Below are 7,499 nucleotides of genomic sequence, written 5' to 3'. Positions count from 1 at the left end.
TCTCTCGACCGCCGTCAAGCAAGGGGTAGCGGCGCATACCGCACTGGAGCAACTGTTTGCGGGGGAGGTGCCAGCCTTCATGCAGCAAGAAGCCCCGACTCAGCCAACCGGTGCTGAATAGTTACAAATCAGCTAGCGCTTAACTACAGACATTGAGCGCATTCAAGCACAAAAGTAGATCGCCGCGTTGCCAATAGCGCATAGCCAAGCTTCTTGCACTAATCGACCGTTGTGGTGTACCCTCGGGCTAGCAAGGGATGAGCGGGGCGTCACAACCAGGAGGCATCATGGATATATGGACCGTTATCGGGCTGGCAATACTACCGGCCCTGGGCAATTTCGCCGGTGGCGTGTTGGCCGAGTTTACCACCGTGCCTAAAAACCGGCTCAACAACGTGCTCCATGGCGCTGCGGGCATCGTAGTCGCCGTGGTCGCCATCGAAATAATGCCCGAGGCGCTGGCAAAGACGTCCGCCTGGGTCATCGCCCTGGGGTTTGGACTGGGCGGGGCGGGTTATATTGCCATTGAAGGCTTTGTTGAAAAGTTACAGGGCAGCCGGAGCGAGCAGGGCGGGTCCAACCTCGGCATGTGGATGATTTACGTGGCTGTCTCCGTGGATCTGTTCAGTGATGGCTTATTGATCGGCACCGGCTCCGCTATCTCATTCTCGATGGCACTCGTTTTGGCGCTGGGTCAGGTCCTGGCAGACGGTCCCGAGGGCTATGCAACGATTGCTAACATGAAGGGCAAAGGTATCCCCCGAGCAAAAAGAATGCTGCTGTCCGCCTCGTTCGTCATCCCGATAGTGGGCGCTGCCATTCTGTCTTACTACCTGCTGCGCGGCCAAAGCGATGCCCTCCAGATGGGAATGCTGACCTTTGCAGCGGGCCTGCTGACGGTCGCAGCGGTGGAGGACATGCTTTCCGAAGCCCATGAAAGCGCCGAAGATACCCGAATCTCAGTGTTAGCGTTCACGGGTGGGTTCGTGGTTTTTACACTCGTATCGGCCGGGCTGGGAAGCTGACGCATATCTGTACTGAGCGAGCATCAAGACGTGCGGGCAGTTACTGCGCGATCACCATTGCAACGTGCCCGAGACGCAACGAATTGTCTCGCAAGCGTCCGCCGGTACTTAATCTAATCTCAGCTGATCATCTCCTCACCTTGACACTATAGTAACTATAGTGGACCCTGAAATCAAGACACTGGTTTAAGATATGCCGAGGCCGATTTCGAAGGGACCAGAGATGTCGAAACAGAAACGTAACACCCACTCACCGGAGCTGAAGGCCAAGGTCGCCCTGGAGGCTGTCCGTGGCCTGAAGACGGCGAACGAAATCGCTCAGGAATTCGGTGTCCACCCTGTGCAGGTCGGTCAGTGGAAGAAGGCCCTCCTGGCGGACTCCGCCTCCTTGTTCGACAAGAAGCGCGGGCCAAAGCCAAAGCCCGAGTACCAGTCAGACGAGAAGCTCTACGGGGAAATCGGCCGTCTGAAGATGGAGCTCGACTGGCTGAAAAAAAAATCCGGAATCAACCTGCCATGATCCGCCGCGGCTGGATCGACGCGGCCGACCGAGTGCCGCTGCTCCGCCAGTGCGCCCTGGCAGAGGTCGCCAGGTCCACCGTTTACGCTCAACGGCAGCCAACGGAGCCTTCCGAGCAGGATGTCGAACTCTGCCATGCGATCGATGAGATCTACACGCAATGGCCGTTCTACGGTAGCCGCCGGATGGTCGTGGAACTCGGTCGCCATGGCTTTCGCGTCAATCGCAAGCGCGTGCAGCGGCTGATGCGCGGCATGGGGTTGGCAGGTATGGCGCCGGGCCCCATGACCAGCCGGCCGCATCCTGAGCACAAGGTCTACCCGTACCTGCTGCGCGGCGTGTCGATCACACGCCCCAATCAGGTGTGGAGTACCGATGTGACGTACATTCGGGTGGCGCGCGGCTTCGTGTACCTGGTCGCCATCATCGACTGGTATAGCCGCAAGGTGCTCAGCTGGCGGGTGAGCAATACCATGGAGGCGTCCTTCTTCGTCGACGCCTTGGAAAGCGCCCTGCGGCTACATGGCACGCCGGAGATCTTCAACAGTGACCAAGGCTCGCAGTTCACGAGCCAGGCCTTCACGGGGGTGCTCAAGCAAGCCGGCGTCGCCATCAGCATGGACGGCCGTGGGCGCGCGTTCGACAACATCTTCGTCGAGCGGCTATGGCGGACGGTCAAGTACGAGGACGTGTATGTGAAGGGCTATGCGAGCTTGGGAGAGCTGACCCTCGGCCTATCCGCGTACTTCTCGTTCTACAACGCCCAGCGGCCTCACCAGTCGCTGGAGAACCAGACCCCGGACACCGTGTATGCGTTGGGGACTGGCGGCGGTGCCGCCATTCCCGATCACTTTGGTCATCAACGTGACACCGCTCAGGACCATGACACAGGGCAGCGCTGTGCAGCTGCAGCCAAGGCCGAGACGATAACTTAAATCGGGACGTTTTCTGTCTTGACGATGGGGTCCACTTTAAACTACAGGGTTTTTAATACCACGATTCTACTTATACCCCAACGGGAAAGGCCACTGATTCCGTTGGAGAGAATCGCTACACGTCTGCGCGGTCATTATTTATTCAGGAACAGCACAGGGAGTCTAAGCGTGTCTAGTCACCACCATAGCCACGGTAGCAATCATAGCCATAATCACGGCCACAGCCACGGTAGCGGCAAAACGTTGCTGTTCGCACTGGTATTCACCACCGGCTTTGCGATCGTCGAAGTGGTAGGCGGTATAATGGCCGACTCACTGGCACTGCTGTCGGACGCCGGTCACATGCTCACGGATTCGCTGGCGTTGGCGGTCGGTGCCCTTGCCGCGTGGCTGGCGAGCAAGCCCGCTTCACGCAAGCATTCCTTTGGCTTACAGCGCGCGGAAGTGCTCGGCGCGCTGTTCAACGTCCTGTTCATGTTCGGGGTAATCGTCTACATCGCCTACGAGGCGATCCGTCGTATGGCGGATACGCCGGAGGTCGACGGTGGCGTGGTCCTGGTTATCGGCGGGCTTGGTTTGCTGGTCAACATCATCGTTGCCTGGGTACTGATGCGTGGCGAGCAGACCATGAACGTGCGGGGCGCGCTACTGCATGTGATGGGCGATCTATTGGGCTCAGTCGCAGCGGTGGCCACTGGCGCGACCATTTACCTGGGCGGCCCGTCCATTGTCGACCCGATATTGTCGCTATTCGTCAGCGTGTTGATTCTACTATCCGCCGTTCGGCTGCTGCGCGAGGTGACCCGGGTATTGATGGAAGCTGTGCCGCACGGCGTCGATGCCCGTGAAGTCGGCCAGGCCCTAACCGAGGTCGAGGGCGTACGCGCGGTCCATGACATGCATATCTGGAGCTTGTCCTCGAGTAGCCACGCGCTGGCCGCGCACGTCGATTTGGAGACGATGGTTCGCTGGGAGGCCGTACACCCGCAACTGCAAACAATGCTCCGGGAGCGTTTCGGCATAGCGCACAGCACTCTGCAACCTGAGGATGCGGCTATCCGGCAAGCTTGCGAGGCCGACCCCGACTGCGGAGCCGGTGATTCGGAACAGATGAAGTGATGGCCAGGAGATCATACGCCGCGCAGAGCGAAAGGGTGTATCGAAGCAGCACAGTGAAGGCGAATCTCGCTCTTACCTTCTCACTTCTCCCGCTTTAGCTGACTGGATTGAACAGTCAATCTGTAAACGGCCAGCATCCAGTGCATGTAGTAAGTGGCGATAATACCAAACAGTGTGGCTAACACCAGGGTAACGGAATGGCCGACGATGGAGGCGGTGATGAACTTGATGATTTCGCCAAAGCGCGTCAAAAAGAACATGACGCCGAACAGAAACAGTAAATGATCGTATCCGGTCAGCATATGGATGGCGCCGAGCCGGATGTATTTCCGGTAGCCCGCATTGAGTATCCGAGCCTGGTCTTCGCCGAGGTATGCCCAGGCAGTGACACTGGTAAGGGACAGAAGGGTAATAATTAAAAGTCTGGCCGTGATGACCGAACCGATCAGACATGAATTACGGATTTGAATGGCGGGCATGCCCACAGCCGCACTGTGGCTGCCAGACTTTCTTACGGCGATGGGTTCCGGGCGCACCCGGAACCCGTTCAGGTCCTCTGCGTTTAGGCTTTCTTGCGATGCAACAGCGCGTAAAGCACCGGCAGCACGAACAGCGTCAACAACGTCGACGAGATAATCCCCCGATCACCACCGTCGCCAGCGGCCGCTGTACTTCCGCGCCGGTGCCGGTGTTGAGCGCCATGGGAACAAAGCCGAGGCTCGCGACCAGGGCCGTCATCAGTACCGGTCGCAGGCGGATCAGGGCGCCTTCGACGATCGCTTTCATCAGGTCGCCCTGCTCGTGCCACAGGTCGCGGATAAAGGCCACCATCACCAGACCATTGAGAACTGCGACGCCGGAGAGCGCAATAAAGCCCACGCCTGCGGAAATCGACAGCGGCATGTCCCGCAACCACAGGGATAAAATCCCGCCAGTGAGCGCAAGCGGTACGCCGGTGAAAATAATCAAGGCGTCTTTCACCGAACCGGACGCCATGATCAGCAGGCCAATGATGATCACCAGCGTGATCGGTACAACAATGGCGAGACGCGCGCTGGCCGATTGCAGTTGCTCGAAGGTGCCGCCGTAATCCAGCCAGTAACCATCAGGCAGGTCCACCTCCTGTGCGATTCGCGCCTGTGCTTCCTCGACAAATCCGCCCAGGTCACGGTCGCGCACGTTGGCGGTAACCACCACCCGGCGCTTACCATTTTCCCGGCTGATTTGGGCGGGTGCCGGTGCCAGTTCCAGCTCGGCGACTTCCGACAGTGGCACATAGCCGCCGTCCGGCAAGGGAATGGGCAGAAAGGCCAAGCTGTCGATGTCACGCCTGACTGTTTCCGGCAGGCGTACCACCAACTCAAAGCGGCGGTCACCCTCGTAGATCAATCCGGCGTTTTCGCCACCGATACCGGTCGCCACCAGTGCTTGCAAGTCTTCGACATTCAGGCCGTAGCGTGACAGCACCATGCGTTTGGGATGGACCGACAACATGGGCTGCCCAGTGACCTGTTCGACCAGAATATCCTCCGCACCCTCGACGGTTCCAAGTACCGCCTGGACTGCCTTTGCCGACGCCAACAGCTGATCCATATCATCGCCAAACACCTTGATCCCGAGGTCGGCCCGCACCCCAGAGATCAGCTCGTTGAAGCGCATCTCAATGGGCTGGGTGAACTCGTATTTGTTGCCAGGCAGTTGGGTCACGGCTTCTTCAATTTCCGCCACCAGTTCATCCTTGGTTTTGTCGGGATCGGGCCACTGGTCGCGCGGTTTGATGATGACAAAGTTGTCAGCGACGCTCGGGGGCACGGGGTCGGTGGCCACTTCTGGCGTGCCGATCTTGGCGAACACCTTGTCCACTTCCGGGAACGCCTTCAGCCGTTCTTCCAGCTGCGACTGCATCTCGATGGATTGCTCCAGCCCCGTCCCCGGAATGCGCAGAGCGTGCAACGCAATATCCCCTTCATCCAGTTGCGGAATAAACTCCGAACCCAGAGTGGTCGCCAGCCAAACACAGACCACCACCAGCGCGGTAGCGCCGCCCAGTACCAGCCAGCGTAACTTCATGGCAACCAACAGCGCGGGCTTGTAAAGCGACTTGGCGCCACTGATCACCGGGCTTTCCTTTTCGCTGATCTTGCCCCGCAGGAACACCGCCACGGCGGCCGGCACCACAGTCAGCGACAGCACCATGGCGGATAGCAGTGCCATTACCACGGTGGCCGCCATGGGGTGGAACATCTTGCCCTCGACACCGGTGAGAGAAAAGATCGGCAGGTACACCACGGTAATGATGGCGACACCGAACAGGCTGGGACGAATGACTTCGTTGGTGGCCTCGAACACCAGTTGCAGCCGCTCCTTGAGGGCCAGCTGACCATTGTGCTGAGCCTGGGACAGTCGCCGGATACAGTTCTCGACGATGATCACCGCGCCATCGACGATCAGGCCGAAGTCCAGTGCGCCCAGACTCATCAGGTTGGCAGACACGCCTGTTTGCACCATGCCGGTGATGGTGGCGAGCATGGACAAGGGGATCACCGCGGCGGTAATCAAGGCGGCACGCAGGTTGCCCAGCAACAGAAACAACACCACGATCACCAGCAGCGCCCCTTCGAGCAGGTTCTTTTCCACCGTGGCAATGGCCTTGTCCACCAGGGTCGTACGATTGTACACCGCCTCCACCTTGACCCCGTCGGGTAGCGAGGGCTGGATGGCCTCCAGCTTTTCGGCCACCGCCTGTGCGACGGCACGGGAGTTCTCTCCCACCAACATCATGGCGGTACCCAGCACCGTTTCCTTGCCGTCGCGGGTGGCGGCTCCGGTGCGCAGCTCCTTGCCAATGGCCACTTCAGCTACATCGGCTACCCGGACTGGCGCACCATCCCGGTTGGCAATCACCACCTGTTCAATATCGCCAATGGTGGCCAGCTGCCCGGGCGAGCGCACCAACAGCTGTTGGCCGTTGCGTTCGATATAGCCGGCGCCGCGATTGGTGTTATTGGCCCGCAGGGCGCTGACCAGTTCATCCACCGTGATGCCGAACTCCAGCAACCGTTGGGGCGACGGCGTGACGTGGTACTGCTTGTCGTAGCCGCCAATGGTGTTGACTTCGATCACGCCGGGCACCTGGGCCAACTGGGGTTTGATGATCCAGTCCTGGATCTCCCGCAGTGCCGTAGCGTCCAGCGGACTGCCATCCGCTTGAGCGGCGCCGGGCAGGGCTTCTACGGTGTACATGAAGATCTCGCCAAGACCGGTGGCGATGGGACCCATCTCCGGCTCCAGCCCGGGGGGCAGCGCGCTCTTGATGGCGCCCAATCGCTCATTGATCAGATTGCGGGCGAAATAGATGTCCGTGCCTTCCTCGAACACCACCGTGACCTGGGACAGGCCGTAGCGGGACAGGGACCGGGTATAGGACAGGTTGGGCAGGCCGTACAAGGCTGTTTCCACCGGAAAGGTAATGCGCTGCTCCGCCTCCAGAGGCGAATAGCCCGGTGCCTCGGTGTTGATCTGTACCTGGACATTGGTGATATCCGGCACCGCGTCGATGGGCAGGCGCTGAAAACTCCACACGCCCACGCCGACCAGCACCAGAATAAGGGATAACATTAAAAACCGTCGCTCTACCGAGAGACGTAAGATGGCATTGATCATCATAGCCTCCTGGTTAGTGGTCGTGGGATGCGCCGGATTTTTCGATATCGGCCTTGATCAAATAACTGTTTTCCACCACATAGCGATCGCCTGCTTGCAGGCCGCCCAGTACCTCAGTCAGGTTGCCGTCGCTGCGGCCCAGCTCCAGTGGGCGGATCTCGTAGGTGTCATCCACCTGAATAAACACCACGGTCCAGTCCCGGAAGGATTGCAGGGCGCGGTTGTCAACCACCAAGG

5 protein-coding genes and 1 pseudogene are annotated in these 7,499 nt (G+C 59.4%); 3 read left to right on the top strand and 3 right to left on the bottom strand.

Going from position 1 to position 7,499, the window contains the following annotated elements; genetic code table 11:
* Positions 1-287: 287 nt before the first annotated feature.
* From NH344_RS17750 to NH344_RS17740, 3 genes are all read left to right on the top strand, one after another.
* Positions 288-1,025 carry a peptidoglycan-binding protein gene (locus tag NH344_RS17750; protein WP_253028255.1) on the top strand — a complete coding sequence of 246 codons (738 nt, stop codon included), beginning with the start codon at positions 288-290 and terminating at the stop codon, positions 1,023-1,025.
* Between the two features lie 223 nt (positions 1,026-1,248).
* A protein-coding gene (locus NH344_RS17745) for an IS3 family transposase (protein WP_253028254.1) occupies positions 1,249-2,480 on the top strand; the annotation gives its coding sequence in 2 pieces (ribosomal slippage) (positions 1,249-1,539 and positions 1,542-2,480; 1,230 coding nt in all).
* Positions 2,481-2,648: 168 nt separating this feature from the next.
* On the top strand, positions 2,649-3,599 hold the full coding sequence (locus tag NH344_RS17740) for a cation diffusion facilitator family transporter (protein ID WP_253028253.1): 951 nt from the start codon (positions 2,649-2,651) through the stop codon (positions 3,597-3,599).
* A gap of 80 nt (positions 3,600-3,679) precedes the next feature.
* Here the strand turns inward: NH344_RS17740 and NH344_RS17735 are convergent, their stop codons facing one another.
* From NH344_RS17735 to NH344_RS17725, 3 genes and pseudogenes are all read right to left on the bottom strand, one after another.
* Positions 3,680-4,135 carry a HupE/UreJ family protein gene (locus NH344_RS17735; RefSeq protein ID WP_253028252.1) on the bottom strand — a complete coding sequence of 152 codons (456 nt, stop codon included), beginning with the start codon at positions 4,133-4,135 and terminating at the stop codon, positions 3,680-3,682.
* Positions 4,136-4,161: 26 nt separating this feature from the next.
* A pseudogene (locus NH344_RS17730) lies at positions 4,162-7,262 on the bottom strand (CusA/CzcA family heavy metal efflux RND transporter).
* A 13-nt stretch (positions 7,263-7,275) separates the two neighbouring features.
* Positions 7,276-7,499 (bottom strand): efflux RND transporter periplasmic adaptor subunit (locus NH344_RS17725; protein WP_290444079.1); only part of this gene is annotated, 224 nt, incomplete at its 5' end.

Source organism: Halomonas sp. Ps84H-12, from assembly GCF_024124725.1.
GTDB classification, from domain to species: Bacteria; Pseudomonadota; Gammaproteobacteria; order Pseudomonadales; family Halomonadaceae; genus Vreelandella; species Vreelandella aquamarina.
This window is presented reverse-complemented; position numbering and strand designations above follow the sequence as displayed.